The 26,993-nt window shown below is 71.7% G+C and carries 23 protein-coding genes; 12 read left to right on the top strand and 11 right to left on the bottom strand.

Going from position 1 to position 26,993, the window contains the following annotated elements; genetic code table 11:
* Window positions 1-2 precede the first annotated feature (2 nt).
* From P5G46_RS09915 to P5G46_RS09890, 6 genes are all read right to left on the bottom strand, one after another.
* Window positions 3-794, bottom strand: coding sequence for a lytic transglycosylase domain-containing protein (locus P5G46_RS09915; protein WP_408905605.1), 792 nt, complete (start codon window positions 792-794; stop codon window positions 3-5).
* Between the two features lie 615 nt (window positions 795-1,409).
* Window positions 1,410-2,621 (bottom strand): ROK family protein, encoded by a 1,212-nt coding sequence (locus P5G46_RS09910; RefSeq protein WP_375094895.1) that lies wholly within the window; start codon window positions 2,619-2,621, stop codon window positions 1,410-1,412.
* An 84-nt stretch (window positions 2,622-2,705) separates the two neighbouring features.
* Window positions 2,706-3,926, bottom strand: a complete 1,221-nt coding sequence (gene mmsB / locus P5G46_RS09905; protein WP_239277677.1) for a multiple monosaccharide ABC transporter permease — start codon at window positions 3,924-3,926, stop codon at window positions 2,706-2,708.
* A 5-nt stretch (window positions 3,927-3,931) separates the two neighbouring features.
* Window positions 3,932-5,461, bottom strand: a complete 1,530-nt coding sequence (mmsA, locus tag P5G46_RS09900) for a multiple monosaccharide ABC transporter ATP-binding protein (RefSeq protein WP_408905604.1) — start codon at window positions 5,459-5,461, stop codon at window positions 3,932-3,934.
* A 99-nt stretch (window positions 5,462-5,560) separates the two neighbouring features.
* Entirely contained in the window at window positions 5,561-6,679 is a 1,119-nt protein-coding gene (gene chvE / locus P5G46_RS09895) for a multiple monosaccharide ABC transporter substrate-binding protein (protein WP_239277673.1), read from the bottom strand.
* A 247-nt stretch (window positions 6,680-6,926) separates the two neighbouring features.
* A complete protein-coding gene (locus P5G46_RS09890; RefSeq protein WP_408905603.1) occupies window positions 6,927-7,523 on the bottom strand; it encodes a nucleotidyltransferase family protein in 597 nt (198 codons plus the stop codon).
* A 51-nt stretch (window positions 7,524-7,574) separates the two neighbouring features.
* On the opposite strand from P5G46_RS09890, the gene P5G46_RS09885 reads away from it, so the two are divergent.
* From P5G46_RS09885 to P5G46_RS09870, 4 genes are read left to right on the top strand one after another with little or no spacing between them, the layout of a single operon-like run.
* Entirely contained in the window at window positions 7,575-8,552 is a 978-nt protein-coding gene (locus P5G46_RS09885; RefSeq protein WP_408905602.1) for an XdhC family protein, read from the top strand.
* Window positions 8,549-9,847, top strand: a complete 1,299-nt coding sequence (locus tag P5G46_RS09880) for an amidohydrolase family protein (RefSeq protein WP_408905601.1) — start codon at window positions 8,549-8,551, stop codon at window positions 9,845-9,847. The genes P5G46_RS09885 and P5G46_RS09880 overlap by 4 nt, the downstream gene beginning before the upstream one ends.
* Complete coding sequence (locus P5G46_RS09875) at window positions 9,844-10,470, top strand: helix-turn-helix domain-containing protein (RefSeq protein ID WP_239277662.1); 627 nt, start codon at window positions 9,844-9,846, stop codon at window positions 10,468-10,470. The genes P5G46_RS09880 and P5G46_RS09875 overlap by 4 nt, the downstream gene beginning before the upstream one ends.
* Window positions 10,467-11,414 (top strand): PDR/VanB family oxidoreductase, encoded by a 948-nt coding sequence (locus tag P5G46_RS09870; RefSeq protein ID WP_239277659.1) that lies wholly within the window; start codon window positions 10,467-10,469, stop codon window positions 11,412-11,414. The genes P5G46_RS09875 and P5G46_RS09870 overlap by 4 nt, the downstream gene beginning before the upstream one ends.
* Window positions 11,415-11,449: 35 nt before the next feature.
* Here the strand turns inward: P5G46_RS09870 and P5G46_RS09865 are convergent, their stop codons facing one another.
* Both P5G46_RS09865 and P5G46_RS09860 read right to left on the bottom strand, forming a co-directional pair.
* The gene (locus tag P5G46_RS09865) at window positions 11,450-12,460 is read right to left on the bottom strand and encodes a glycosyltransferase (protein ID WP_239277656.1); all 1,011 of its coding nucleotides are present in this window, start codon (window positions 12,458-12,460) and stop codon (window positions 11,450-11,452) included.
* Window positions 12,457-13,680, bottom strand: coding sequence for a glycosyltransferase (locus P5G46_RS09860; protein WP_239277654.1), 1,224 nt, complete (start codon window positions 13,678-13,680; stop codon window positions 12,457-12,459). The genes P5G46_RS09865 and P5G46_RS09860 overlap by 4 nt, the downstream gene beginning before the upstream one ends.
* A gap of 249 nt (window positions 13,681-13,929) precedes the next feature.
* Between P5G46_RS09860 and P5G46_RS09855 the strand changes: the two genes are divergently transcribed.
* The 8 genes from P5G46_RS09855 to P5G46_RS09820 all read left to right on the top strand — a co-directional run bounded on the left by P5G46_RS09855 (window position 13,930) and on the right by P5G46_RS09820 (window position 23,735).
* The gene (locus tag P5G46_RS09855; RefSeq protein ID WP_408905600.1) at window positions 13,930-15,114 is read left to right on the top strand and encodes a glycosyltransferase; all 1,185 of its coding nucleotides are present in this window, start codon (window positions 13,930-13,932) and stop codon (window positions 15,112-15,114) included.
* A gap of 194 nt (window positions 15,115-15,308) precedes the next feature.
* Window positions 15,309-16,586, top strand: a complete 1,278-nt coding sequence (locus P5G46_RS09850) for an amidohydrolase family protein (RefSeq protein WP_408905599.1) — start codon at window positions 15,309-15,311, stop codon at window positions 16,584-16,586.
* Between the two features lie 7 nt (window positions 16,587-16,593).
* Window positions 16,594-17,373: an ABC transporter ATP-binding protein gene (locus P5G46_RS09845; protein WP_408905598.1), complete on the top strand. Its 780-nt coding sequence runs from the start codon at window positions 16,594-16,596 to the stop codon at window positions 17,371-17,373.
* Window positions 17,370-18,266: an ABC transporter permease gene (locus tag P5G46_RS09840; RefSeq protein ID WP_239277635.1), complete on the top strand. Its 897-nt coding sequence runs from the start codon at window positions 17,370-17,372 to the stop codon at window positions 18,264-18,266. Before P5G46_RS09845 ends, P5G46_RS09840 begins: the two co-directional genes overlap by 4 nt.
* A gap of 146 nt (window positions 18,267-18,412) precedes the next feature.
* On the top strand, window positions 18,413-19,588 hold the full coding sequence (locus P5G46_RS09835; protein ID WP_239277633.1) for an ABC transporter substrate-binding protein: 1,176 nt from the start codon (window positions 18,413-18,415) through the stop codon (window positions 19,586-19,588).
* A 130-nt stretch (window positions 19,589-19,718) separates the two neighbouring features.
* Window positions 19,719-21,047, top strand: a complete 1,329-nt coding sequence (locus P5G46_RS09830; RefSeq protein ID WP_408905597.1) for an FAD-binding oxidoreductase — start codon at window positions 19,719-19,721, stop codon at window positions 21,045-21,047.
* Window positions 21,044-21,823, top strand: coding sequence for a creatininase family protein (locus P5G46_RS09825; RefSeq protein ID WP_375094905.1), 780 nt, complete (start codon window positions 21,044-21,046; stop codon window positions 21,821-21,823). Before P5G46_RS09830 ends, P5G46_RS09825 begins: the two co-directional genes overlap by 4 nt.
* A gap of 703 nt (window positions 21,824-22,526) precedes the next feature.
* Window positions 22,527-23,735, top strand: a complete 1,209-nt coding sequence (locus tag P5G46_RS09820) for an MFS transporter (RefSeq protein WP_408905596.1) — start codon at window positions 22,527-22,529, stop codon at window positions 23,733-23,735.
* Between the two features lie 107 nt (window positions 23,736-23,842).
* On the opposite strand, the gene P5G46_RS09815 is transcribed toward P5G46_RS09820, so the two are convergent.
* The 3 genes from P5G46_RS09815 to P5G46_RS09805 are packed head-to-tail and all read right to left on the bottom strand — an operon-like array spanning window position 23,843 to window position 26,974.
* Window positions 23,843-25,378 carry a tripartite tricarboxylate transporter permease gene (locus P5G46_RS09815; RefSeq protein WP_408905595.1) on the bottom strand — a complete coding sequence of 512 codons (1,536 nt, stop codon included), beginning with the start codon at window positions 25,376-25,378 and terminating at the stop codon, window positions 23,843-23,845.
* A gap of 1 nt (window position 25,379) precedes the next feature.
* The gene (locus tag P5G46_RS09810) at window positions 25,380-25,940 is read right to left on the bottom strand and encodes a tripartite tricarboxylate transporter TctB family protein (protein ID WP_239277499.1); all 561 of its coding nucleotides are present in this window, start codon (window positions 25,938-25,940) and stop codon (window positions 25,380-25,382) included.
* Window positions 25,940-26,974, bottom strand: coding sequence for a tripartite tricarboxylate transporter substrate binding protein (locus P5G46_RS09805; protein ID WP_408905594.1), 1,035 nt, complete (start codon window positions 26,972-26,974; stop codon window positions 25,940-25,942). The genes P5G46_RS09810 and P5G46_RS09805 overlap by 1 nt, the downstream gene beginning before the upstream one ends.
* Window positions 26,975-26,993: the final 19 nt, after the last annotated feature.

The following is a 26,993-nucleotide window of genomic DNA, read 5'->3' as shown; positions in this document are numbered from 1 at the left end:
CCTCACCCCGCGGCGCGAGCCGCGTACGCGTTCGCCGCCGCCGCGACGTCGTCGACGTAGCTGTCGAGGTGGTTGTAGGAGAACACCGCCCGTCGCCACCCGGTCGCGCTCGACATCTCGCCGGAAGCGCAGAGGTAACGTGCGGCGGCGAGGGCCGCGTCATCGATCTGGTTCGGGTCGTTCGTGCCGTCACCGTTTCCGTCGGCACCCCACCGCTGCCACGTCGCGGGAATGAACTGCAAGGGCCCCACGGCGCGATCCCAGATGGCATCCCCGTCCCATTCGCCTCCGTCCGTGTCGGCGATCGCGGCGCTCGCCCTGCCGTCGAGGGGGATGCCACGGATCGCGGGCTGCGGATACCCGGCGTCGTCCAGATGCCCGCCGGAGTGCGTGCCGTGCGCGGATTCGATCGCGCCGATCCCGGCGAGGGTGTTCCATCCGAGGCCGCAACCCGGCTGCTCGACCCGCAGCGTGAGAGCCGCCGCGGCGTAAGCGCGGAGAGCCCGCTCCCGGATGCCGGTCGCGGCCGCCGTGCGGGTGGTCCACGCCGGATCCGCGGCAACGACCGTGACGCGAGGCGCGGGAGCGGCTGTGGGCGTGGGCATGGGGTCGAGTGCGGGGACATTCGACTCGACCGCCGGCGCTTGCGCGGCCGCCCTGCTCTCGAGCGAGCGTTCACGCCCGACGGCCTGCGACGACACGACGAGAACCACGGCGATGCCGACGAACAGCACGGCCGCGACGGCGGCGAGTATCGAGGACCACGAGCGAGCGCGGTCGGCGTCGAGAGGCACGCGGACCCTTCCCGGGCGCCCGCCCGGGCAGCGCGCGCCCGCGTGACGATAGCCCCCGCCGACGACGACCGGGTGAACGAGCGGCGTCGATTCGGCATCCGCGCCTGCTCCTCCGCCGGCCTGCGCCCGCGACGCCCCGCCCCCGCCCCGGCCCCGGCCCGGTCCGTGACCGCGGCGCCCCGCTCCCGCCCCCGCCCCGCTTCAGTGTCCACAACACGCGGACGCAACACCCCGGCATCCGCGTGTCCTGGACACTCAACGCTCAGACGGCGCCCCGGCGCCCCGCCCACGCCCGAGCGACCCGCCGCACCGCGCCGCCCCCGCTCCCGCCCCGCCCCGCCCCCGGCCCCGCCTCGCTTCAGTGTCCACAACACGCGGACGCGACCCCACCGCATCCGCGTGTCCTGGACACTCAACGTCCAGACGGCGCCCCGGCGCCCCGCCGCTCCGGCGCCCCGCCGCTCCGGCGCCCCGCCCCGCCGCTCCGGCGCCCCGCCGCAACGCCCCCTCCCGCCCCCGGCCCCGCCTCGGTTCAGTGTCCACAACACGCGGACGCAACACCCCGGCATCGGCGTGTCGTGGACACTCAACGCCCCGACCGCGCGCGGCCCGGGGTCAGCCGCGGAAGCCCGCGGGGTTGGCCAGGAGGTCCGCGAAGGCCAGTTCCGCGGGGCCGATGAGCATGAGGCGGGAGCGCAGATGCGCGCGTTCCAGGCGGATCGCCCGGCCCTCGGCGCCGAGCGGGTGAACGCGCACCGCCTCGGCCAACCGCTCACGACTCACCGAGAGCAACGCACCGAGATAGCCCGACAGCACGACGGTCTCGGGGCTGAAGGCGTTGACGAAGTTGGTCAGGGCGAGCGAGAGCACCTCCACCTGACGCGTGACCTCGGACAGCACTCGCGGATCGCGGGCGACTCCGAGCTCGACGTCGAGCTCGTCCTCGTCGAGCTTGCGGCGTCCGAGCAGCGGCTCGAGAAGGTCGAGGCGGACCTCTGCTTCGAGGCATCCCCGGCGCCCGCACACGCACGCGCGACCGCGCGGATCGATCACGGTGTGGCCCAGTTCGCCGGCGTAGCCGGAGGTTCCGCGCAGCAGGGTGCCGTCGATGATGAGCCCCCCGCCGATGCTGTGCATCGCGCCGCCGAGGTAGAGCAGGTTGGACACGCCCACGCCGACGCCGAACCGCGACTCGGCGAGCGCCCCGATGCTCGCGTCGTTGCCGGCCGTCACCGCGAGACCGAGCTCGTCGCTCAGGCGCGCCGCCACGGGGTCGCGCTTCCACCCGAGCGTCGGCGACACCAGCACGGAACCGTTCGCGTTGACCAGACCGGGTACGGCAAGGCCCGCCCCGACGACGCGGTAATGGCGGTCGATGTCGGCGCGCATCGCCTCGACCGACGACGCCACGATCTGCACGAAGCGGCGGGGAGACGGAGCGCTCGCGGTGTCGTGTCGCAAGCGGGCGTGGACGACACCACCGAGTCCGACCAGGGCCACGGTGACGGCGTGCGGCTCGGCGCGCACGCTCAGCGCCGAGACGTGATCTTCGGGCTCGATGTCGAGTGTCGGGCGCCCGACCCTCCCGGTGCGCTCCCCCGCGGCGACCTCGCGCACGAGCCCCAACTCTGTCAGTTCCATGACCAGACCGGTCACCGTCGATCGGTTCAACCCGATCGCGGCCCCCAGCTGCGCGCGTGAGAGCGCTCCCCGCAGATGCAGGAGCGACAGCACGGACGCGAGGTTCTGCTGCCGGATCAGGTCGTTCGTCGTACGACCGGAGGGCGGTGCGAGCGGCGTCGCTGGCTCGAACACGGCAGGGGTCATGAGGGAGGCACCTCCCCTATTCTCGCATCACCCGGGGGTTCACCATGGAGTGGGGGCACGGACGGATGCCGCGCCCCCACCCCGTCAGACACCGCCGTTGCGTCGCTTGTTGAAGATGTCGAACGCCACCGCCAGCAGCAGCACGATGCCCTTGATGGCCATCTGCCACGCCGCGTCGACGCTCAGGATGGACAGCCCCATGTTGAGCACGCCCATCACCAGGCCGCCGACGACCGCCCCTACGACCGTCCCGATACCGCCCTGGACGGCGGCGCCACCGATGAACACCGCGGCGATGGCATCCAGTTCGTAGTTCTGACCGGCGGATGCCACGGCGCTTCCGGCGCGCGCGGTGCTCACCACCGCGGCCAGCCCCGCGAGCACACCCATGTTGACGAAGATGAAGAAGGTGACCCACTTCGTCTTCACGCCGCTCATCACCGCGGCGAAGAGGTTGCCGCCCATCGCGTAGACGTGGCGACCGAAGGTCGTGCGGTTCAGGACGAACGTGTAGGCCAGAACCAGCACCGCCAGGATGATCAGGACGATCGGGGTCCCGTTGTACGTGGCGAGGGTGAACGCGACGGCCAGGATCGCCACGACCGCGACGGCGTTCTTCAGCCAGAACGACCACGCGACCTCGCGGGGCAGTTCGAGGCGACGCAGGGTCGCGCGAGTGCGGAGCTGCTGCGCGACGAGGGCCACGCACGCGAGGGCGCCGAGCAGCAGGGTCAGGCTGTCCCAGTTGCCCAGGTAGCCGAGCACGGGCGGGAGCCAGCCGGCACCGATCGCGGTGAAACCGTCGGGCAGGCCGCTGATGGTTCCACCGGTGAGCAGCACGAGCGTGAGACCACGGAACAGGAGCATGCCGGCGAGGGTCACGATGAACGCCGGGATGCCGATGAACGCCACCCAGAATCCCTGCCAGGCGCCGATCACCGCACCCACGACGAGGGAGAGCAGCACCGCGATGTACCAGGGCAGCCCCCATTGGTTCATCGCGATCGCCGCGATGGCTCCGACCATGGCCACGACCGACCCGACCGACAGATCGATGTGGCCGGCGATGATGACCATGACCATGCCGATCGCGAGGATCAGGACGTAGGCGTTCTGCTGGATGAGATTGTTGACGTTGCCGGGGAGGAGCAAGCGCCCGCCGGTGAGCACCTGGAACAGCACGATGATGATGACCAGAGCGGCGAGGATGCCGAACTGGCGGAAGTTGATGCGGGCCAGCAGGCCGCGGCGGCGGGGTCCGGGTTGCGTCGGAGCCTCGACGGTCTGGGTGGATGCGGTGGCCATTGCTGTCAGTTCCTTCCGGCGGTCATGTGCCGCATGAGCGTCTCTTGCGTGGCGTCGTCACGGCTGACCTCGGCCGTGATGCGCCCCTCGGAGATGGTGTAGATGCGGTCGGAGAGCCCGATGACCTCGGGCAGCTCCGACGAGATGACGATGACGGCCTTCCCCTGGGCCGCGAGTTCGTTGATGATGCCGTAGATCTCGTACTTGGCCCCGACGTCGATGCCGCGGGTGGGCTCGTCGAGGATCAGCACGTCGGGACCGGTGAACATCCACTTGGACAGGACGACCTTCTGCTGGTTCCCCCCGGACAGGCGCCCCGTGATCGCGGCGACGCTGGGCGCCTTGATGTTCATCTTGTAGCGGTAGGAATCGGCGACCTTGTACTCGCGATACCGGTCGACCACCCCGAGGCGCGCGAGACGCGACAGTGCGGAGGCCGACACGTTGACCTGGATGTCGCCGATGAGGTTGAGACCGTAGCGCTTGCGGTCCTCGGTGGCGTAGGCGATGCCGTGCTTGATCGCCGCGTCGACCGTGCGCACGTCGATCTGCTGGCCGTTCTTGTACACCTCGCCGGAGATCCCGGTGCCGTACATGCGACCGAAGATGCTCATCGCCAGCTCGGTGCGGCCCGCGCCCATGAGGCCCGCGAAGCCCACGATCTCGCCCGCCCGCACCATGAACGACGCGTCGTCGATGACCACGCGCTCCGTGTCGACCGGGTGGTGCACGGTCCAGTGCTCGACGCGGAACAGCTCGTCGCCGATGTCGGGCTCGCGCGGGGGGAACAGGCTGTTGAGATCGCGTCCCACCATGGCGCGGATGATCCGGCTCTCGTCCGTGTCGGGATCGTCGCGCAGCATCGTCTCGATGGTGCGACCGTCGCGGATGATCGTGATGCGGTCGGCGATGCGCAGCACCTCCTTCAGCTTGTGGCTGATGATGATGCAGGTGATCCCCTGGTCGCGCAGCTGGTCGATGAGGTCGAGCAGGTGCGCGGAGTCGTCGTCGTTGAGGGCGGCGGTGGGCTCGTCGAGGATGAGGAGCTTCACTTCCTTGGCCAGCGCCTTGGCGATCTCGACCAGCTGCTGCTTGCCGACGCCGAGTTCGTAGATCTTCGTGGCCGGGTTCTCCCGCAGACCCACGCGCGTGAGCAGCTCGGCGGCGGCGGTGTTGGTGGCGTTCCAGTCGATGACGCCGCGCTTGGCCTTCTCGTTGCCGAGGAAGATGTTCTCGGCGATCGAGAGGTACGGGCTGAGCGCCAGCTCCTGGTGGATGATGACGATGCCGGCGGCCTCGCTGTCGTTGATCGACCGGAAGGCGACGGGCTCGCCCTCGAGGGTGATCGTGCCCTCGAAACTTCCCGCCGGGTAGACCCCGCTCAGCACCTTCATAAGCGTCGACTTGCCCGCACCGTTCTCGCCGCAGATCGCGTGCACTTCTCCGCGGTGCACGTCGATCGAGACGTCGGCGAGGGCCGGAACGCCGTTGAACGACTTGGAGATCCCCGACATGCGCAGGATCGGTTCGGTCATGGTGTCTCCCTCCGTCGCCGTGCGGCGACAGGTCGTGGCGTCGCCCCGAGGCGACGGAGAGCGGCGGGGCGGGCGAACCCGCCCCGCCGCAGAGGTGGATCAGAGCCCGACGTCGGAGGCCTTGAGGAAGCCCGAGTCGATGAGCTTGGTCTGCACGTCGTCCTTGACGACGACCTCAGGCGTGAGCAGGTAGGAGGGCACGACCTTCTTGCCGTTGTCGTAGGTCTCGGTGTCGTTGACCTCGACCTCCTCACCCGCGGTGATCTGCTCGATCATCGTGAAGACGCGGTCACCGAGCGCGCGGGTGTCCTTCCAGACCGTCATGGCCTGCAGACCCTCGAGGATCGCCTTGACGTTGGCCTTGTCGGCATCCTGACCCGTGATGATCGGGTAGTCCGCGCCGGCGGTGTAGCCGGCGGACTTGAGGGATGCCTCGATGCCGATCGCGAGGCTGTCGTTGGGCGACAGGACCACGTTCACCTTCTTGCCGTCGCCGTAGAACGACGAGAGGCGGTTGTCCATCTCGGCCTGCGCCTTGTCGGACGCCCAGCCCTGGATGCCGATGCTGGCCCACGCGTCGTCGTTAGCGGGCGCCTTGCCGCTGGGGACGACGAGCTGGCCCTTCTCGACGTACGGCTGGAGCACGTCCCAGGCGCCGGCGAAGAAGAACTTGGCGTTGTTGTCGTCGGGGCTGCCGGCGAAGGGCTCGAGATTGAACGGCCCGGCGCCGCTCGCGAGGTCGAGCTGCTCCTCGATGAACTGGCCCTGCAGGGTGCCGACCTTGTAGTTGTCGAAGGTGGCGTAGTAGTCGACGTTCTCGCTGCCGTTGATGAGACGGTCGTAAGCGATCACGGTGGCGTTCTGCGACTTCGCCTCCTCGAGCACGGGGCCGAGCGTCGAACCGTCGATCGCGGCGATCACGAGGATCTTCGCGCCGCCCGAGATCTGGTTCTGGATCTGGCTGATCTGCTGGTCGGTCTTGTTGTCGGCGTACTGCAGGTCGACGGTGCAACCGGCGTCCTGGAGCTTCTTCTGGAGCTGCTCGCCGTCGTTGATCCAGCGCTCGAGGCTGCGGGTGGGCATCGCGATGCCCACGTTGCACTCGCTGGTGCCGCCGGCGGCGTCTCCGCCCCCGTCCGCGGGCCGCGTCGAGCTACAGGCTCCGAGGCCGACGGCCAGCGCCGCAATGGCCGCACCGGTCAGGATTTTCTTCAGCATTGTGATCTGCGTTCCTCTCTGAACTGCAGGGACCCCCGTGGCCGCATCCGCCGCCCCCCGGCGTCGGATCGGGTACGTCCTCGTCCCGGCTTCCTGGTTCCGTCGCAATTATGACGGCTCCGTGAACATATCCCCGGCCCGCGGGATTTGTCCAGATGCGAGGCCGTGGTCGAATGCAACGAACGAGTAACGGAACGACGGCACGGCGGGGGATGCCGGACCGGTCGGTGTCGCGCGAATCGCCCCGCTACGGCACGTCGCGGTCGGCACCGGACCACAGATCACCGCACTCGACGGCCTCGGCGCGGTGCGCGCGGAGGTAGGGGCCCGCCCCGACATCGCCGCGGACCGCGCCGGTCAGCGCATCCCAATGCTCCCGCCCGAGGAGCGCCGGATGCCCCGGGGCCCCCGCGTACGTCGCGTACGCCAGGGCGACGCTGCGTGCGCGGTCGACGAGTCGCGTCACGGCGGCGGCGGGCAACTCGGGGGTGTCGACCGGCACCACCACGACGGCAGGAGCGGCAGTGGATGCCACGGCCGCAAGGCCCGCGCGCAACGACGCCGACACCCCGTCGGACCAGGATGCGGCGAGCGTGACGCTCGCCCCCGCGGGGACGAGGGGAGCCGCCTCGTCGGCCGCGGCTCCCAGCACGACGACGACGGGATCACAGCCGCCATCGCGCAGGGCCCGCACGGCCCGATGGATCCATGGCACGCCGTCCCGGTCGCGCGCGAGAGCCTTGGGGCCCCCGAAGCGGCGGCCCGCCCCGGCCGCCAGCACGAGCCCGGCCGGCCGAGCGTCTGCCCGCCCGTCGACGGGGGCGGAGACGGGCTCGGCGGGCATGGTCACGACAGCGTAGCGTGCGCGAAACACGGCGCGGATACGGTCGCGAGCATGCTCGAACTGGCCGCCGACCTGCTGCCCCTGGTGGACGCGGGCGTGCCCGTCGCCGCGGTCACGGTCACCCGCGTCGTGCGCAGCGCTCCGCGCGGGGTGGGCGCGACTCTCGCCGTGACCTCCGACGCGCGCGTCGTCGGGTCGCTCTCCGGCGGGTGCGTCGAAGGCGACGCGGTCATGCTGGGGCTAGACGCTCTGCGATCGGGCGAGGTGCGGCGCGGGAGCTTCGGCTTCACCGGGCCGGACGACGCGGTCGTCGCGGCGGGACTGGCCTGCGGCGGGGCCATCGAGGTGGTCGCGTATCCCATCGACGGCGCCGACCCGCGGGTCCGCGAGGCGCTGTGCGCGGCGGCGGCCGGCCGCGAGAGCTCGATCGACCTCGCCCTGGACGACGGCGCGGTGCTCGCACTGCGTCGCCCCGCCCGGCCGCGTCTGATCGTCCTAGGCGCCGGTGAGCACGCCGCCGCCCTGTGTCGCGTGGGGGCGGCCTCGGGCTTCGCGGTCACGGTGTGCGACGCGTGGGCCCTCCTGGTCACCGCCGCGCGATTCCCGGAGGCATCCGAACTCGTCGTCGCCCCGCCGCACGAGTACCTGGCGTCGCTCGAGGCCCCCGACGAAGGCACGGCCGTGTGCGTGCTCACGCATGACGAGCGCCTGGACGTTCCGGCTCTGCGCGCTGCGCTGCGTCTTCCGGTCGGCTTCGTGGGTGCGATGGGGTCGCGGGCGACGGTCGCCCGCCGCGCCGCTCTGCTGATGCAGGCGGGCGTGACCGAGGCCGAGCTGGCCCGGCTGCACTCCCCCCTCGGACTCGACCTGGGGGCACGGACCCCCGAGGAGACCGCGCTGTCCGTCATCGCCGAGATCGTCGCCGCGCGTACCGGCGCCGACGCGCGGCCGCTGCGCGCGAGCGACGGACCCCTGCACGCGGCGAGCGCGACAGCCTGCTCCCTCCCCGTGCCGGAGGCCGTTCGATGACGGCTCTCGTCGTCCGCGGCGCCCACGCCGTCGTCGAGGCCGAGGGGCGTGTCCGCAGCGGTGACGTCGTGTGCGTGGACGGCGTCGTCATCGACGCTCCCGCCCCCGCCGGCGCGACGGTGCTCGACGCGCACGGGTGCGTCGTGACGCCCGGTCTCGTCAACGCCCACCACCACTTGCTGCAGACGGCGTTCCGGACGCTTCCGGGCACCCGCGGCATCCCGATGCGCGAGTGGCTCCCGGCGATGGCGACCGCGTACGCGACGGCGGGAGTGGACCCCGAACTCACCGGGATCGCCGCGCGCGCGGGGCTCGCCGAGGCCCTGCTGAGCGGCGTCACCGCGGTCGCCGACCACCACCTCACCTGGCCGGACGATGCCGACACGGTGGCCATGGCGCAGGCCGCCGCCGCCGCGGCCGCCGATCTCGGCGTGCGACTGGCGTTCGTGCGCGGTGCTGCGCGGGACGATCCGGAGCGCGCCGCGCTGTCGGCCGAGGCCATCGCCGCCGCGCTCGTGGACGGCTGCCCGGACGGGGTCACCGCCGACGGCATGCTGCAGGTGGCCGTGGGGCCGGCCGGGGTGCACAGCGACCCGCGCGAGACGTTCGCCCTGCTGGCCGAGGTCGCCGCTCGGCGCGGGCTGCGTCGGCGCACGCAGGCCAACGAGGTGGTCGATGTCGAGGTCGCGCAGCAGCGCTACGGCCGCCGCCCGCTCGACCTGCTGGAGGAGTGGGGCTGGCTCGCCCCGGATGTGACCCTCGCGCACCTGTGCGGGGTCACCGACGGCGAGATCGCGCGTCTGGCGGCAGCGGGCGTGACCGCGACACACGCGCCCGGATGCGATGTGCCCATGGGCTGGGGCGTGGCCCCGGTCGCGAAGCTACGGGATGCCGGCATCCCGGTGGGGCTCGGAACGAGCGGCGGGGGCAGCAACGACGCCGGCCACCTGCTCGCGGATGCGCGCCTCGCGATGCAGGTGTCGGCCCTCGTGGGGTCGCAGCTCGCGGCGTCCGCGGTCCTGGCGATGGCCACTGCGGGGTCGGCGGACGGTCTCGGGCGCCCCGAGCTCGGCAGGCTCACGCCGGGGTCTGCCGCCGACCTGTGCCTCTGGGACGTCTCGGGCGTCGCCGACGCCGGAGTGGACGATCGCGTCGCGGGCCTGCTGTGGGCGTCACCGGGGCGCCGTCCGCGGACCGTCGTCGTGGCCGGTCGCGTCGTGGTCGAGGACGGATGCCTCCGGTCCGCCGACGAGGCGGAGATCACCGCCCGATTGTTCGAGAGGGTGGGACGATGACCACTATGGCGCCCGCACTTCCCGCCGACGATCCCGCGACCGGTGACGAGCGCCTCGGCGCCCACCTCCGCGGTCTGCGCAAGGCCCGCGGGCTCACGCTGACCCAGCTGGCCGAAGCGGCAGCCCTGTCGCATCCGTTCCTGAGTCAGCTCGAACGGGGGCTCGCGCGCCCCAGCATGGCGAGCCTCGAGCGGCTCGCGCGCGCGCTGGGCACGAGCCGGGTCGAGCTCATCGCCGCCTCCGAACCCCCGCGCCCGGACGAGAGCACTCACCCGACCATCGTGCGCGCGGACGAGGGGCTCGTCGGCCCCTACGCCGAGGGCAGCGCACGTCTGCTCGCGGAGGGTCCGCGACGCTTCGAGCCGTTGGAGTTCACCGGCGCGAACGCCGAGCCCGGAGACCACTACGTCCACGAGGAGGACGAGTTCCTCACCGTGCTGGAGGGATCGATCGTCGTCTCCCTCGGCCCGTTCGGCGAGACCACGCTCGAGGTGGGCGACTCGGTGTACTGCCGCTCGGGCACACCGCACCGCTGGCATTCGCCCGGCGGTGCGCCGTACCGGCTGCTGATCGTGAAGGAACGGGTGCACGGCACCCCCGACCCCGGCGAAGGAGAGACATGAGCGGGGGCCTGACGTTCGAGGTGAGCGTGCGCGCGCGTCGCGAGGCTGCGGACGGCATCGTCGTCCTCGATCTCGAACGCGCCGGCGGAGCACTCCCGCACTGGTCACCGGGGGCGCACATCGATGTCGTGCTCCCCGGCGGCGTCGAACGCCAGTACTCGCTGTGTGGCTCACCCAGCGATCGCGCGACGTGGCGGATCGGCGTCCTCCGCGAGCGCGAGGGATCCGTGTGGCTGCACGAGAACGCCCACCCCGGGGCCGCGCTGCGCGTGCGGGGCCCCGCGAACCACTTCCTGTTCGCGCCGACCGCCGGGCGCTCGTACGTCTTCGTCGCGGGCGGCATCGGGATCACGCCGATCGTGCCGATGATCGAGGCCGCCGAGGCGGCGGGCTCGGCCTGGACCCTGCTGTACGCGGGCCGCTCGCGCCGCACCATGGCGTTCGCCGACGAACTCGCCGACCGCTACGGGGGCCGCGTCGAGGTGTTCGCGGCCGACGAGGGGCGTCGCCTCGACCTGGAGGCGCGCCTGGGCACTCCGGTGGCGCGGGGGGTCGTCTACGCGTGCGGGCCCGCCCGGCTGCTGGAGGCTCTGGATGCCGCGATGTCGGGCTGGCCGCGCGGGAGCCTGCACGTCGAGCGGTTCGAGGCGAAGGTGCTCGGACCGCCGGTGTGGACGGAGCCGTTCGAGGTCGACCTCATGATGTCGGGCCTGACGGTGACCGTGCCGCCGGAGAAGTCCGTCCTCGACGTCGTCGAGGAGTACGGCGCCGTTGTGCCGTCCAGCTGCCGCGTCGGCACGTGCGGAACGTGCGAGGTTCCGGTGATCGATGGGGAGGTGGAGCACCGCGACTCGGTCCTCTCGCCGGAGGAGCAGGAGGCGAACCGCACCATGATGCTGTGCGTGTCGCGCGCCGCGTGCCCGCGGATCACGCTGGAGCTGTGACCCGGCGGCTCGCCCGATCCATCACCCGATCCCGGCTAGAAATTCACCCGCCTGCCCAGGCGGTGGGACAGGGCGTCACGGACGGCGCGGTGGATCACGCGCATCGGACGCCACCGCCGCGTCGCGACCGCACACGCCAGGCAGAGGGCGAGGAACAGGGCCGCGTTCACCGCGCGCGGGACACTCCACCGTCGCCCGGTCGCCAGCTCGCGATGCACGCGATTGCGGAGGAAGTAGTACAACAACGCCGGATTGGTCGACAGGAACATCGCCCGCACCTGGAATCCCGGCGGCATCCACCGTTCGCCCCGGGGATCGACGACGACCGCGTCACGGACGTGGACGAGCCGACCGCCCCGCGCGGGGATGCGCGCGGTGTACTCGAGGTCGTCGCCGTAGAGCACGAAGTCGGCGCGCGGCTGACCGATCCGCCGCAGCACCTCGGCCCGCGCGAGAAGTCCCCCGTACGGGGCGTACGACAGATCGTCGCCCGCGGCGACGGCGTGAGGACGCCGCAGACCGATCCGTTCCAGGAAGCGGCGGGCGAACAGGCCCGCCTCGACGCCCGCGAACGAGATCGACTCCCGGGGGCTCTCCCTCACCCGCTCCTCCGCTGCGACGTCGGCGATCGTCGCGGCGTCGGCGCCCGGGACGCGCAGTGGCGCGACCGCGGTGAGATCATGGCCGGCGTCGCGCAGCGCGCGATCGGTCGAGAGCAGGCGCTCCAGGGCACCCGGCTCGGGCAGGTTGTCGTCGTCGAGCAGCCACACGTAGTCCGCTCCCGTGGCCGATGCCCGGGCGATCGCGGCGCCGAAGGCCGGCGCGGATCCCTCGTTGCGCGGCATCCTGTGCACGACGACGCGTCCGGCGCTCTCGGCGGCGACGCGGTCGAGCGCCGCGGAGGACGGGGGCGCGGAACCGTTGTCGACGATCAGCACCGTGTCGACGCCGGCGTCGATCATCCGCTCGACCACCGCGAGACAGGACTCGTGCCGCGAGCCGTAGGTGACCGTCGCTCCGGCGACGGTGGGGCGGGGATCGATCACGGGAGCGGCCTTTCGTAGACGTCGGCGAGCGCGCGCAGGAACGCCTCGCGCGAGAACTCGTCGGCCGCGGCATCCCTCGTCCGTGCGGCCTGATCTCGTGCGGCGGCGGGATCGTCCAGCACACCGACGAGTGCGGTGGCCAGATCTTCCGCGTCGTCCTCGACGGCGAACGCGCGGATGCGGCCGCCCACGATGCCCTCGACGCCGATCGCGGTCGACACCACCGGGATGCCGCGGAGCATGGCCTCGACGGTCTTGAACTTCACGCCGGCTCCGGCGCGCAGCGGCACCAGGACGACGTCGGCGGCTTCGTACACCGGGTCGAGCGAGTCCACGCGACCGGTGACGACGAAAGCGTCCGGCGCCTCCGCGGCGAGCCATCGCATGGCATCCGTCGGGTGCGCGCCGGCGAAGACGAACCGAGCGCGAGGACACGCCGCGAGTACGCGGGGCGCGATGTCGGTCATCGTCCACACGGCAGCGTCGGCGTTGACCGACCGGTCGAACGCCCCCACGAACAGCACGGTGGGCGCAGGATCGCCGGAGCGAGGACGGGGGGAGACACCGTCGGCGAGAGGCGGACGGACGACGACCGCGCGGACCGGTGCCACAGCGACCCGGCGCACGAGCGCGGCATCCTTCGCGCTGAAGGAGACGACGACATCGGCACGGCGATAGATGCGTCGCTCGTCGCGGCGGACACTCGCGTACCGCCACCGGGCGAGGAGGACGCGCGGATGCCAGCCTGTTCCGGCGGCGGCGAGGAAGCGCGCGTAGTTCTGGAGCACCACGTCGTGGGCGATGACGACGTGACGCGCCGACGCGCGACGGCGATGCACGCCGAACCACCCGGACTCGGTCCACTGGTACTCGACCGCGTCCGCGGCGGCCACGGCCGCGCGCGCTGCGGCGCTGCGGCGCAGCGCCCGGCGGCGGCGGGAGACCGGACGCACGGGGAAGAGGCGCTGCTCCTGGCGCTCGATCGTGGCGCGCAGCCGGCGGAGCGGTCCACGGCCGAGGCCATCGACGGGGACGAGCACGACGTCGGCGACCCCGGCGAGCGCGTCGGACGCGGTGCGGTTCTCGGGGTCGGCGAACGAGACGACCGTAACATCGTGCCCCCGATCCCGCAGCGCGCGCAGGTGCCGCAGAAGGTACTGGCCGCCCGCGTGCGGGATCCCCTCGTATGGCACGACCGGCGACAGGCTGACGATCCGCATGCACCCTCCACTCGTGCCGCGCGGTCGGCACACGATTCCCAGCCTGACCGCCGCGGGGCGCGGGCGTCCCGGCCTCCCGGGCTCCCCCGCCTGGGTGAAGTCCGGCCCCGACAGTCGCGATGCGGCGAGTGAACGACAGACCAGGCGGACGGAACCCTGGCACGCGGGAGAGACGCGTGCTCGGGGCGCGGTTTACCGTGTGTCGCGGCGGCGGTCTCGGTCCGCTCGAAAGGAGAAGGACGAACCGCCGTGAGAATCACCCACCTCCACAGCACGCTCCTCACCCCGTGGGGCGGCGCCGAGGCCTACCTCTTCGCCCTCGCGGCGGCGCAACGCGCGCGCGGCCACGACGTCGAGATCGTCACCGCCATCGCCGACGACGACAGTGCGGCACGCGTGTCCGCGGCGGGGATCTCCCTCTCCATCCGACCCACCTGGCGCCCGTACGCGCCGGACCGGCGCGGGTCGTCCGCGTTCGCCCGCATGACGTTCCACACGCTGGACCTCGTACACAGCGTGCTGCTTCCCCGCGCGTATCGGGACGTGCAGCGCGATCGCGACGTCGTCCACGTGCACCGATTCCAGGGGGTCGGGGCCAGCGTGCTGCGCGCCCGCGACGCCCCCGTCGTGCACACGACGCACGACTACTGTCTCGTCGACACCTCCTCCACGACGCAGCGCGCCGGCGGGCTCCCGCCGCGGCTCGGGTTCGCGCAGCGCGTCCGGGCGTGGATGGTGTCCCTGTCGGCACGGCGCTCCACCGTGATCGTGTTTCCGAGCGAACGGACGCGTCGGCGCCACGAGACGCTCGGCTTCCGGCACGGGGGTGCGGCGGTTCTCGTCGTCCCGCACGGGTGGCCCGCGCCCACGGTCCCCGCGGAGGCTGTGGAACCACCGCAACGACCCCGGCTGGTGTTCCTCGGCAAGCTGCAGCGCGCGAAAGGCATCGAGTTGCTGTTGCGAGCGTGGCGGTTGGCGGGCCTCGACGCCGACCTCGTGGTCGCCGGGGACGGCCCCGAACGCGCGGCCGTCGAGGCGGCCGCCTCCGACGGCGTCCACTACGTCGGGTGGGTGGATGCCGAGGACAAGGGTGCCCTGATCCGCTCCGCGACGGCCCTCGTCTTCCCCTCGCTCTGGCCCGAGACGTTCGGTCTCGTCGTCGCCGAGAGCCTTCTGCTCGGACGCCCCGTGGTCGCAACGCCCGCGGCCGCGGGAGATCTCGTGGTCCACGGCGCGAACGGTCTGGTGGCAGCGGATGCCACTCCGGCGGCATTCGCGGAGGCGCTCCGCCGCCTCGTCATCGATGCCGACCTCCGCCGAACGGTCACGTCGGGGGCGGCGGACAGCGCCGCAGCGCTCGGCTTCGATCGTCACGTCGAACGGATCGACACGGTCTACCGCGAAGCGCGCGACGCCTCCTTGCCGCACGTCTGACACTGGGCGCCCCCTCCGGCCGGGGGCGGTCGCGCAGGTTTGTCACGAGGGTCACGAGCGGGAAATACGTCGGAAACGACCGGTTCCTAGCATCGGAACAACCTCAGATGTTGGTCACACCAACACTGGGACGCCGCTCCCGACGGCACGCCTCGATGATGCGGCATCCCTTCTCACACCTCTCGGAGGTCCCCGTGTCCGCCGCTCCACCCGTGTCGATCACCGCCATCCGCAACGCGCGGCTGGCCTCGGGCGCGCTCGTCGACATCGCGATCGACGGCGAGACGGTGGTCGCCGTGGTGCCGGCCGGGAGCCCGCTCCCCGACACCGGCGGCGACGGCCTCGACCTGGATGGCTACGTCGTCACGGCCGCGGGCGCCGAACCTCACGCCCACCTCGACAAGTCGCAGTCGTGGGATGCCATCCAGCCCCCGTTCGGCAACCTCGAGCGCGCCATCGAGAGCTGGCACGCCTTCGCGATGACGCTCGACGAGGACGACACTCTCGACCGCGCGCGTTCCACGGCCCTGCGGATGCTGGCATCCGGGATCACCGCCGTCCGCACGCACGTCGACCTCCTCCGCGGCGCCGACGCCCTCACCGGAGTCCGAGCGCTGGTGCGGCTGCGGGAAGAGCTCGCGGGCCTCATGGACATCGAGCTCGTGGCGCTCGGCGGCCCCACGGTGCCGGACGCGGTCTTCGACGCGGCGCTGGACGCGGGCATCGACCTCGTCGGCGGCGCCCCCCATCTCGCGGACGATCCGATCGCCGACCTCGAGCGCCTCGTCGCGCTCGCGCAGCGCCGCGATGTCGGCATCGACCTGCACACCGACGAGAGCCTCGCGGGAGCCGACACGCTCGCGGCCTACGCGCGGGCCGTGACCGGCTGGCACCGTCCCCGCACGGCGGGGCACTGCGTGCGCCTGAGCATGATGCCGACCGAAGACCTCGTCGCCCTCGCCGCCGACGTGCGCGACGCCGACATCGGCATCATCGCCCTCCCCATCACCAACCTCTACCTGCAGGGGTGGGATGCCGACCACGCGGTGCCCCGTGGAATCGCGCCGATCGGCCGCCTCAAGGCCGCCGGGGTGCGCGTCGCCGCCGGCGCCGACAATGTGCGCGACCCGTTCAACCCCGTCGGCCGCTGCGACCATCTCGAGACCGCGTCACTGCTGGTGGCGGCGGGACACCTCGCTCCGCACGAGGCGGTGGATGCCGTGACCACCGGCGCGCGGGACGTCCTGGGCCTCCCGCTCGCCGGGCCCGTCCCCGGCGCCCGTGCCGACCTCGTCGCCGTCCGCGCGGACTCGCTCGGCGAGGCCGTCGCGTTCGCCTCGGCCGACCGCGTCGTCCTGCACCGCGGCCGACTCGTCTCCCGCACCACCGTCTCGACCCGCATCGCCGCCCCCGCCCCGCCCGCCGACGCACCCGCACCGGCGATCCCGACCCTCGTCCCGACCGGAAAGTGAGCGTTCCGTGACCCTCGCCTCCCCCTCCCCGGCAGCCACGCTCGCGGACCCCGCCGCGCCGCTGCTGGACTTCCGGAACGTCGCCATGACGTTCCCCAACGGCACCACCGCTCTTTCGGGCGTCGACCTCGTCGTGCAGCGCGGCGAGTTCGTCAGCGTCGTCGGCCCCTCCGGCTGCGGCAAATCGACGCTGCTGCGCATCGCCTCGGGCCTCGAGTCCGCGAGCGAAGGCACCGCGACCGTCAACACCGACCGCATCGGCTACGTCTTCCAGGACGCGACGCTCCTGCCCTGGCGCGACGTGCGGTCCAACGTCGAGCTGCTCGCCGAACTCAACTGGCAACCCAAGCGGGTGCGCGCACCGAAGGCGCAATGGGCCATCGACCTCGTCGGCCTGAACGGCTTCGAGAAGCACCTGCCGAAGCAGATGTCGGGCGGCATGAAGATGCGCGCCTCGCTCGCCCGCTCCCTCACGCTCGACCCCGAGCTGTTCCTCTTCGACGAGCCGTTCGGCGCGCTCGACGAGATCACCCGCGAACGACTGAACGACGAGCTGCTGAAGATCTTCGTCGAGCAGAAGTTCGGCGGTCTCTTCATCACCCACTCGGTCTCCGAAGCGGTCTACCTCTCCACCAAAGTCGTCGTCATGTCGGGCCGCCCCGGCCACCTCGTCGACACGTTCGAGGTCCCCTTCGACATGCCGCGCGACCCCGAGATCCGCTACACGGGCGAGTTCGCCCGACTCGTCGGCGAGGTCTCCCACGCCCTCCGGGAAGGACACTCATGAGCACCACCTCTGCAGAGCCGGTCGTCTCCGAGACGTCCGAGCCACTGGCATCCACCCCCACCCCGCCGATCGCCGCACCGCCGAGGGCGTCACGACGTCCGCGGGGACCGATCGCCCGCGCCCTCCTCCTGGCCGGCCCACCGCTCGGTGTCCTCGTCGTGCTCCTCGGGGTCTGGTACGTCATCTCGGGCGTGCTGAACGCCACCGGCAAGGGGTTCCTCCTGCCGATGCCGCACGAGATGTTCACGAAGGGCTTCTTCGACCCCCAGGTGAGCGTCGACATCTGGACCGCCCTGTTCCGCACCACCGGTGTCGCCCTGACCGGACTCGCGATCGCCATGGTGATCGGCATCGGGTGGGCCATCGCGATGTCACTGGCCCGGTGGGTCGAGCGCAGCACGTACGCCTACGCGGTGATCCTGCAGTGCATCCCGATCCTCGCCCTCGTGCCCCTGGTGGGCTTCTGGTTCGGATACGAATTCCTGGCCCGCGTCATCGTCTGCGTGTTGATCGCCCTCTTCCCGATGGTCTCCAACACCCTCTTCGGCCTGCAGTCGGTCGACAAGTCGCAGCGCGAACTGTTCCGCCTGCAGAAAGCCAACAAGTGGACGGTGCTCACCAAGCTGACCCTGCCCGCGGCGCTCCCCTCGATCTTCGTCGGCATGCGCACCTCGGCCGGGCTCTCGGTGATCGGCGCGATCGTCGGCGACTACTTCTTCCGCCGCGGCGAGCCGGGCATCGGCTCGCTCATCTCCAACTACCAGTCCCGACTCCAGAGCGCCGAGTTGTTCGCCTCGATCCTCGCGGCGTGCCTCCTCGGCGTGGCCATCTTCGCCTTCTTCGGCTGGCTGTCGAAGGTCGCCGTCGGCCGCTGGTACGAAGCCACGAACTGACCGCCGCGGGCCGCGGCCCGCACCCACCGCACAGACCCCGGATGCCACGGCACCGCGCCCTCCAGCGCGCCCGCGGCCGTGGCATCCGCCCCTCCCGCACCACCTCCGTACCCGAGTGCTCCACCCGTCACAGAAAGCGAAACAGCATGAAGAGCAGCACCCTCGTCCGCGGAACCGCCGTCACCGGCGCGTTCGCGATCGCCCTCACGCTCACCTCGTGCGCCGGCAGCGCCGCGGAGACCGCCCCGAGCGCCGACCTGACCGTCGGCTCGGTCGACCTGTCGGCCGACTGCCCCGCGACCGTCGTCGTCCAGACCGACTGGAACCCCGAGGCCGAGCACGGCCACCTCTACGAGATGATCAAGGACGACTTCACCGTCGACGCCAACACGAAGGCGGTCACCGGACCGCTCATGTCGGACGGCGAATACACCGGTGTGAACCTCGAGATCCGTGCCGGTGGCCCGGCGATCGGCTTCCAGACCGTCTCGGCGCAGATGTACCAGGACGACGCCATCACCCTCGGCTACGTCAGCACCGACGAGGCCATCCAGCTCTCGAGCACCACCCCCACCAAGGCCGTCATGGCGCCGCTGGACATCAGCCCGACCATGGTCATGTGGGACCCCGAGACGTACCCCGACGTCACGACCATCGAGGACGTCAAGCCCGCCCTCGAGTCGAACGGCGGCGTGTGGCGGTACTTCGACGGCTCGGCGTACATCGAGTACCTCAAGAGCGCCGGTCTCGCGAGCCCCGAAGTGCTCGACGGCTCGTACGACGGCACCCCGTCGAACTTCGTCGCCGCCGGCGGCAAGGACATGCAGCAGGGCTTCGCCTCGGCTGAGCCGTACGTCTACCAGAACGAGGTCTCGGCCTGGGGCAAGCCCGTCGAGTTCGCCCTCATCCACGACTCGGGGTGGCAGACCTACCAGTCGTCGATGTCGGTGAAGGCCGACCAGTTCGAAGAGCTGTCGCCCTGCCTCACCAAGCTCGTCCCGGTGCTGCAGAAGGCGGGCGTGGCGTACTACGACGACCCGACCGCGGCGAACGACCTCATCCTCCAGCTCGTCGAGGAGTACGACACCGGCTGGACCTACACGCAGGGCGTGGCGGACTACTCGGTGAAGACGCAGGTCGACCTCGGCCTCGTCGGCGACGGCCCCGACTCCACCTACGGCAACTTCGACGACGCCCGCTTCGCGGACTTCTTCGACAAGGCCAGCAAGGTCTACACCGACCTCGGCACGCCGCCCGCGTCGGGCTACACCCCGGCCGACCTGTACACCAACGAGTTCATCGACACCTCGATCTCGTTCTGACCCGGACCGGCCCGGCCCGCCTCGCGCGGGCCGGGCCGCCGCCCGCCGCTGGTTCGGTTCGCCGAGCCCGCAGCCCCCGCGCAGCCCCGACCCCTGGCATCCACCCCATCCGCGTCACCCGGAGACACCCATGAGCGATACCGCCACCCGCGTCCTCTCCCTCGAAGACGACCTGCTCGACCTGCTCGGCCCCGCCGCCGTCAGCACCGAACCGCGCGTGCGCGAGCGCGCCAGCGTCGACGGGTCGCCGATGTCGCCGATCATCGCCGCCAAGCTCCCCCTCGGACTCGCCGACCTGGTGGTGTTCCCCGCGGATGCCGAGCAGATCGCGATCGCCGTCGCCGCCGCCGCGCGGCACGGCGTGCCCGTCACCGTGCGCGGCAAGGGCACCGGCAACTACGGCCAGGGCATCCCGATGCACGGGGGACTGGTCATCGACACCACGCGCGCCAAGGCGATCGTCGAGGTCGGCGACGGCTTCATCACCGCCGAGGCCGGCACGCCCATGGTGCTGCTCGAGCAGGCCGCGTGGGCGGCGGGACAGGCCCTGTGGATGTACCCCTCCACGGCGCAGTCCACCCTCGGCGGCTTCCTCTCCGGCGGCTCGGGCGGCACCGGCTCCATCGAGCACGGCTCCAACGACCGCGGCTTCGTCGCGGCGCTCGACGTCGTGCATGCCGACGGCAGCGCCGACATCATCCACGTCGAGGGCGACGAGGCCCAGAAATACGTGCACAACTACGGCACCGCCGGCGTCATCGTGCGCGCCACGGTACGCCTCGAACCGCTCCGCGAGTGGCGAGGCCTGTGGGCGAGCTTCCCCGACTTCGCGGGCACGCTGTCCGTGCTGCAGACCATCGGCAACCTCGAGCCCGCTCCGCGCCTGGTCTCCGGCGACGGCCCCGAGATCGCGGCATCCCTCCCCTCCGACGACGCCATCCCGGCCGGCCGGTCGAGCCTGCGCGCGATCATCGACGCATCGCTCATCGACGAGGTCACCGCCATCGTCGAGGGCGCGGGCGGCCGCGTCGAGGCGGTGCGCGAGGGGCCGCAGGCGAGCATCCGCCTTTCGATGCTCAGCTACAACCACCCGATCGAGTGGTACCAGAAGAGCCAGCCGCACGAGGTGTTCCACCTCGAGGTCGCCGGCGCACCGCTCGCCGAGAACGTCGACGCCGTCGAGGCCGTGTTCCCCGGCGGGAAGCTTCACATCGAGTCCACCAAACAGCACCCGATCGGCATGCTCGCCGCGCCCTATGTCAGCGAGGAAGACGTCTACCGCGGTATCGCCGACCTCAACGCCCTCGGCGTCGGGGTGCACAACCCGCACCAGTGGAACGTCGACTTCAACGTCGAGCAGACCGCCGCGACCGCCCGCATCACCGACCCGCACGGCCTGCTGAACCCCGGCAAGCTCGACCCGACCTACGCGGGCCCCCGCAAGGGCGCGATCCGATGACCCGGCTGCTCGCCGAGCTCAGCGGTCCGGCGGCTGCCGAGGCCCTGACCGAAAAGTCCATCGTCGTGCTGCCCACCGGTGCGATCGAGCACCACGGGCCGCACCTGCCCTTGGCGACGGATGCCATCGTCGCCGAGGCCTCCGCCACGGCGGCCGTCGCGCGCGCCGCGGCGATGGGTCTCGACGTGTGGCAGCTGCCGACCCTGTCGATCACGAAGTCGGACGAGCACTCGTGGGCGCCCGGCACGCTGTGGCTCACGCCCGAGACGATGATGCAGACCGTCGTCGACATCGGCCGCTCGCTCCTGACCACACGAGCGCGCACCCTGGTGTTCCTCAACGGCCACGGCGGCAACGTCGCGCTGCTGAACGTCGCCAACCGCGAGCTGCGCCGCCGCTTCGGCCTACGGACCTTCTTCATGCCCGCCGCGCGCGTACCGTCGTTCGACGGCACCGACGGCGGCCCCGACGAACACGGCACCGGCATCCACGCGGGTCACGGCGAGACGAGCATGATCATGCACCTGCGCCCCGAGCTCGTCGACGCGTCGCAGTTCGCCGCCACCGTGCCCGCACACATCGGCGACTTCCGGCACATCGGCTTCAACGGCAAGCCCGTGACCTTCGGGTGGCTCTCCAACGACTTCGGCCCCACCGGGGTGCTCGGCGACCCGACCGGCGCCAACGCGGCCCACGGCGCGGAGCTGTTCGAGCAGAGCGTGTCGTTCGTGGTCGAGGCGCTCGAGGAGATCAGCCGATTCGACTACGTCGCGTGAGCGGGGCGCACGCCGGGCGGGCACAACTCCTGCTGGAAGTCGGGTGTCGGTCGCCGCGGGCCGTGGGCGCGCCGATCCGCCGGAGTTCCGCCCGGCCGGCCCCCTTCCGCCCCCACCCCGCACAACTCCTGCACACCCCCGTCCACACCGCCCCTACCCGCCGGCATCCCCCCACCCGCCGGAGTTATGCCCGGCCGGCGCCCGCCGCCACCCACCCCGCACAACTCCGGCACAACCCCGTCCACACCGCCCCCACCCGCCGGCATCCACCGACCCGCCGGAGTTATGCCCGGCCGGCCCCCGCCTCCACCCACCCCGCACAACTCCGGCACAATCCCACCCATACCGCCCCCACCCGCTGGCATCCCCCCACCCGCAGGAGTTATGCCCGGCCGGCCCCCGCCTCCACCCACCCGGCACAACTCCTGCACACCCCCACCACCACCAGCCCCCAGCCCCGGCATCCCCCCACCCGCAGGAGTTATGCCCGGCCAGCGCCCGCCGCCACCCACCCGGCACAACTCCTGCACACCCCCGTCCACACCGCCCCCACCCGCCGGCATCCACCGATCCGCCGGAGTTATGCCCGGCCGGCCCCCGCCGCCACCCACCCCGCACAACTCCGGCACAACCCCGTCCACACCGCCCCCACCCGCCGGCATCCACCGATCCGCCGGAGTTGTGCACGGCAAGGAGTCCCCGCGTGACCGCCGCAGCCGAAGCCACCGGCGTCCGGGCGTACGGGCAGGTGCTGCGTCTGCCGGGGGCCCGCACGTTCGTCGCGGCCGGCATCCTGGCCCGGTTCCCGCGCGCCACGCTGTCGCTCGGCATCATCCTGCTGGTCTCCGCTGCGACCGGCAGCTTCGGCGCGGCCGGGGTCGTCGTCGCGCCGCTCGTGGTGGGCATGGCGGTGGCCGCGCCCCTGTGGTCGTCGCGCATGGACCGGCACGGCCAGGCTCGCGTCATCCTGATCTCGCTCGGATGCCTGGTGCTCGCGGCATCCGCGCTGCTCGCTCTCGTGCTGGCGGAGGCGCCGTTCTGGACGTGGCTCGTCGCGGCGTTCGCGACCGGGGCTGCGACCCCCGACCTCACGTCCGCGGTCCGTGCCCGCTGGACGGTGCTCGCGCCGGAGTCCCAACGCACCCACGCCCTGGCCCTGGAGACGATCGGCGACCAGATGGTGTTCATCTCGGGACCGCCGGTCATCACCGCCGTCGCCGCGGCGATCAACCCGACGGTCGCGGTGCTGGGTTCCCTCAGCCTCGGGGTGATCGGCGGGGTGTGGCTGGCGTCGCAACGGGGCACTCAACCGACGCCGACCGGCGCGACCGGGCGAGCGCGTCTCGTGCTGCCGCCCGTAGGGGTCGTACCGGTCGCTGTCGCGTGCATCGCCCTGGGCGGTGTGTTCGGGGCGTTCGATGTCACCCTCGTCGGCTGGGCCGAGGTGGGCGGCCGGCCGTGGCTCGCCGGACCGGCGTTCAGCGCTCTGGCGCTCGCGATCGCTGTCGGATCCGTGATCACCGGGGCGCGCGCGTGGACGCTGTCGCCGATCGCGCGGTTCATCGGCTTCGCGGTCGCGGCGGCGGTCGCCGCTCTCGCCTTGCCGCTCACGCAGGGCACGACCCCGGTGCTGTTCCTCGCGATCCTGGTCCTCGGGCTGCTGCTGTCGCCCGTGATGATCTCGGGGATCCTCGTGGCATCCGCCCGCGCCCCCGAGGGCCGCGTGACCGAGACGCTCGCCTACCCGACCGCGGCGATGTCGCTGGGCGTCCCGATCGGTGGCGTGATCGCCGGATCGGCACTGGATGCCACGGGCCCCGCGACCGCCCTCATCACGATCGCGGTGGCCCTGGCGGCAGCGGCGGTCATCGCCGTGTCGGGGGAGGCGTTGCTGCGCGTCGTGCGGCGCTGACGGGAATCGCCGAGACTTCGTCGGCGTGACGACCCGTCCGCATCATGTCGCTGCAACGTCAGCCAAATGCAGTCTCGCGAGAACCCGACCCCGGCCGCGGCGGCACGTCACACCGCGTCGACGCTCTCCCGCTCGGGGGGCTTCGCGGTCGCCCGCCGCGTCACCACGCGATTGCGGACGGCGAACACCAGCACCACGACGAGCACCGCGTAGATCGCCAGGGCGATCGGGCTCTGCACGAGCGTCGTGAGGTCGCCGTTGGCGCTCATCGCGGCATCCCGCAGGCTCGTCTCGGCCAGGGGGCCCAGCACCATGCCGATGATGAGCGGCGCGAGCGGGTAGTCGTTGGTGCGCAGCAGGAAGCCGAGCAGCCCGATGCCGAGGAGCATGAGGAGGTCGAACGTCGCCCCCGAGGTGGCGTAGATGCCCAGCCCGCAGAACACCGCGATGGAGGCGTAGAGGTACGGCCGCGGGATGACCAGGAGCTTCGCCCACAGCATCGCGAACGGCAGGTTGAGGATCAGCAGCACCACCATCGCGAGGAAGAAGCTCGCGATCAGGGCCCACACCAGGTCGGGCGCCCGCTCGAACAGAAGCGGCCCCGGCTGCAGGCCGTACTGCCGGAACGCCGCGAGCATGATGGCGGCGGTCGCCGAGATCGGAAGGCCGAGCGCGAGGAGCGACCCCATCGCCATGCCGGTCGTCGAGTTCCCGGCCGCCTCCGGGGCGGCGAGGCCCCGGATCGCGCCCGTGCCAAAGCGCGGCTTCTTCCTCCGCGCGTCGAGGCGCTTCTCGATGCCGTAGGCGAGGAACGTCGGGATCTCTGCCCCGCCGGCGGGGATCACACCGAACGGCAGACCGACCGCGGTACCGCGCAGCCACGCGGGGGCCGCCTCCTTGAGCTCCTTCCGCGACAGCCAGGGACGCCCCGAGGGACGGATGACCGTGCGGTTCGAGATGTGACGTTCGAGGCTTGCGACGTAGATGACCTCGCCGAGGGCCAGGATGCCGACGGTCACGGTGACGAGCGAGATCCCGTCGAACAGGTTCGGCGAGTCCAGCGTGAATCGGGGTGCGCCCGAGACGCCGTCGACGCCGATGACCGCGATCCCGAGGCCCAGGAACAGCGACGCGAGACCCTTCACGGCGTTGTCGGTGACGATGGACGACGTCGCGGCGAAAGCGAAGATCGCGAGCGCGAAGAACTCGGCCGGACCGAAGCTGCTCGACAGGTCGGCCAGCAGGGGCGCGAAGAACACCAGGAGGATCGAGGCGACGATGCCGCCGATGAACGCACCGATCGCGGCGGTGGCGAGGGCTTGCGCCGCCCGCCCGTTCAGCGCCATCTTGTGGCCCTCGAACGTCGACGCGATCGCCGAGGCCTGCCCCGGGGTGTTCAGCAGGATGCCGGTGATCGAGTCGCCGAACAACCCGCCGAAGTAAACGCCCGAGAACATGATGAAGGCGGCGGTCGGGTCGAGCGAGAACGTCACCGGCAGGAGCAGAGCCACCGCCATCGACGAGCCGAGACCGGGCATGACACCGACCGCCGTGCCGAGCACGCAGCCCACGAGCACCCAGATGAGGTTCTGCCACGTGAGGGCGCCGGCGAATCCTTCGCCGAGCAGAGCGAGAACATCCATGTCAGAAGCTCCATCCCAGGATGCCGGAGGGCAGGGACAGCCCCAAGCCCATGTCGAAGGCGATGTAGGTGAGCGAGCTGATCGTCACTCCGACGAGGAGAGCGAACAGCCACCGGGCGTGCCCGAAGCCGCGGGCGATGCCCGCGAACAGCAACGCCGCGGCGATGATCCAGCCCAGGATGCCGAGCAGGAACGCGAAGACGAGGAACGACCCGACGACCCAGGCGAACGATCGCCAGTCGACACCGACCGAGCGTTCGTCCGAGTCCGCGGCATCCGTCACCGGGCTGTCGGCGAGGGCGCGCACCGCGCCGATGCCGAGAACCACCGCGAAGACGTACAGCCCGGTGGCGATGAGGCCGGGGAAGAACTGCGGCCCGGGGAAGGCGGCCGCCGGCGGCACCTTCATCGTCACGATGCCGTAGACGAGGTAGGTGGCGAACGCCGCGAGCACCGCCGGCATGACGAGCGCCTTGGCGATCCCGGACGCACCGCGCCCGCGGCGGAACCGCAGCCGGTTGCCGACGACCGCCGAGACCGACGTGGGGTTGTTCGACGGCATCACAGGCCCATCTCCTCGTACAGTCGCTCGATGCGGGAACGTTCCTCCTTGAGGAACGCCGTGAGGTCGTCGCCCGTGATGAGCCGCTCGGTCCAGTGGTAGCGGGCGCGGGCGTCGGCCCATTCGGGGGTCGCCGTCGATTCGAGCACCAGGTCGGTCAGGTCGCCGACCTGCTCGTCGCTCAGCCCGCTCGGGGCGGCGAGCATGCGCCAGTTCGTGAGGTTGACGTCGTAGCCCTGGTCCGCGGCGGTCGGGATGTCGACGCCGTCGAGCGGCTGCTCGGCAACGAGCGCGAGGGCGCGGAGGCGGCCCGACTCGATCTGGTCGATGTTGTCGGGGTAGCCGCCCGCCGCCGCCTGTGCCGTGCCGTTGAGCAGCGCCTGGATCGCCTCCCCACCACCGTCGGACGAGATGTAGGTCATGTCCGACGGTGCGATGCCGGCGGCGAGCGCCAGATCGGCGACCACGAGCTGGTCGAAGGACCCGCCTCCGGTCCAGGGCAGCGCGCGCGGGTCGGACTTCCACGCCTGGACCAGGTCGTCGAGCGTCTGGAACGGCGAGTCCGCCGGAACGACGATCACGTCGTACTCCTCCACCATGACGGCGAGGGGCGTGACGTCGTCGAGCGTCGCGGCCGAGTCGAACTGCACGGTCGCTGCCAGCAGACCGGTACCGCCCACGAGGAGATTGTTGGCCTGCCCGTTCAGCACCGACACGTTGCCGAGCGCGATCGTGCCACCGGCACCGGGCATGTTCACGACCTGCACGTTGTTGACGAGGCCGTTGGCTTTCTGCGCCTGCTGCAGCTCGCGGGCGACACCGTCCCATCCACCGCCCGCCGCGGCCGGGGCGATGATCGTCATCGACGCGTGGATGTCATCGCCGGCGGCGGCCGAGGTGATCGAACCGTACGCGGCGACCGCGATCGCCGTCACGGCGACCGCTCCGCCGACGGCGCGGCCGATCCATCGGCGCCGACGAGCCGGGGGCGCTGACACACGGTCGGGGACAGAGGGGGGCGTAGGCTCCGTCATCACAGCTCCTCCTTGCGAA

The organism is Microbacterium mcarthurae, assembly GCF_046064585.1.
GTDB classification, from domain to species: Bacteria; Actinomycetota; Actinomycetes; order Actinomycetales; family Microbacteriaceae; genus Microbacterium; species Microbacterium mcarthurae.
Note: the sequence above shows the minus strand (reverse complement) of the source record. Positions and strands in the feature narration are given on the sequence as shown.

Excerpts from the sequence above, each read along its gene's own strand:
- P5G46_RS09910 (WP_375094895.1), bottom strand. The coding sequence starts at position 2,621 with ATGACCCCTGCCGTGTTCGAGCCAGCGACGCCGCTCGCACCGCCCTCC.
- mmsB (WP_239277677.1), bottom strand. The coding sequence starts at position 3,926 with ATGGCCACCGCATCCACCCAGACCGTCGAGGCTCCGACGCAACCCGGA.
- mmsA (WP_408905604.1), bottom strand. The coding sequence starts at position 5,461 with ATGACCGAACCGATCCTGCGCATGTCGGGGATCTCCAAGTCGTTCAAC.
- chvE (WP_239277673.1), bottom strand. The coding sequence starts at position 6,679 with ATGCTGAAGAAAATCCTGACCGGTGCGGCCATTGCGGCGCTGGCCGTC.
- P5G46_RS09890 (WP_408905603.1), bottom strand. The coding sequence starts at position 7,523 with ATGCCCGCCGAGCCCGTCTCCGCCCCCGTCGACGGGCGGGCAGACGCT.
- P5G46_RS09885 (WP_408905602.1), top strand. The coding sequence starts at position 7,575 with ATGCTCGAACTGGCCGCCGACCTGCTGCCCCTGGTGGACGCGGGCGTG.
- P5G46_RS09880 (WP_408905601.1), top strand. The coding sequence starts at position 8,549 with ATGACGGCTCTCGTCGTCCGCGGCGCCCACGCCGTCGTCGAGGCCGAG.
- P5G46_RS09875 (WP_239277662.1), top strand. The coding sequence starts at position 9,844 with ATGACCACTATGGCGCCCGCACTTCCCGCCGACGATCCCGCGACCGGT.
- P5G46_RS09870 (WP_239277659.1), top strand. The coding sequence starts at position 10,467 with ATGAGCGGGGGCCTGACGTTCGAGGTGAGCGTGCGCGCGCGTCGCGAG.
- P5G46_RS09860 (WP_239277654.1), bottom strand. The coding sequence starts at position 13,680 with ATGCGGATCGTCAGCCTGTCGCCGGTCGTGCCATACGAGGGGATCCCG.
- P5G46_RS09840 (WP_239277635.1), top strand. The coding sequence starts at position 17,370 with ATGAGCACCACCTCTGCAGAGCCGGTCGTCTCCGAGACGTCCGAGCCA.
- P5G46_RS09835 (WP_239277633.1), top strand. The coding sequence starts at position 18,413 with ATGAAGAGCAGCACCCTCGTCCGCGGAACCGCCGTCACCGGCGCGTTC.
- P5G46_RS09830 (WP_408905597.1), top strand. The coding sequence starts at position 19,719 with ATGAGCGATACCGCCACCCGCGTCCTCTCCCTCGAAGACGACCTGCTC.
- P5G46_RS09825 (WP_375094905.1), top strand. The coding sequence starts at position 21,044 with ATGACCCGGCTGCTCGCCGAGCTCAGCGGTCCGGCGGCTGCCGAGGCC.
- P5G46_RS09815 (WP_408905595.1), bottom strand. The coding sequence starts at position 25,378 with ATGGATGTTCTCGCTCTGCTCGGCGAAGGATTCGCCGGCGCCCTCACG.
- P5G46_RS09810 (WP_239277499.1), bottom strand. The coding sequence starts at position 25,940 with ATGCCGTCGAACAACCCCACGTCGGTCTCGGCGGTCGTCGGCAACCGG.
- P5G46_RS09805 (WP_408905594.1), bottom strand. The coding sequence starts at position 26,974 with ATGACGGAGCCTACGCCCCCCTCTGTCCCCGACCGTGTGTCAGCGCCC.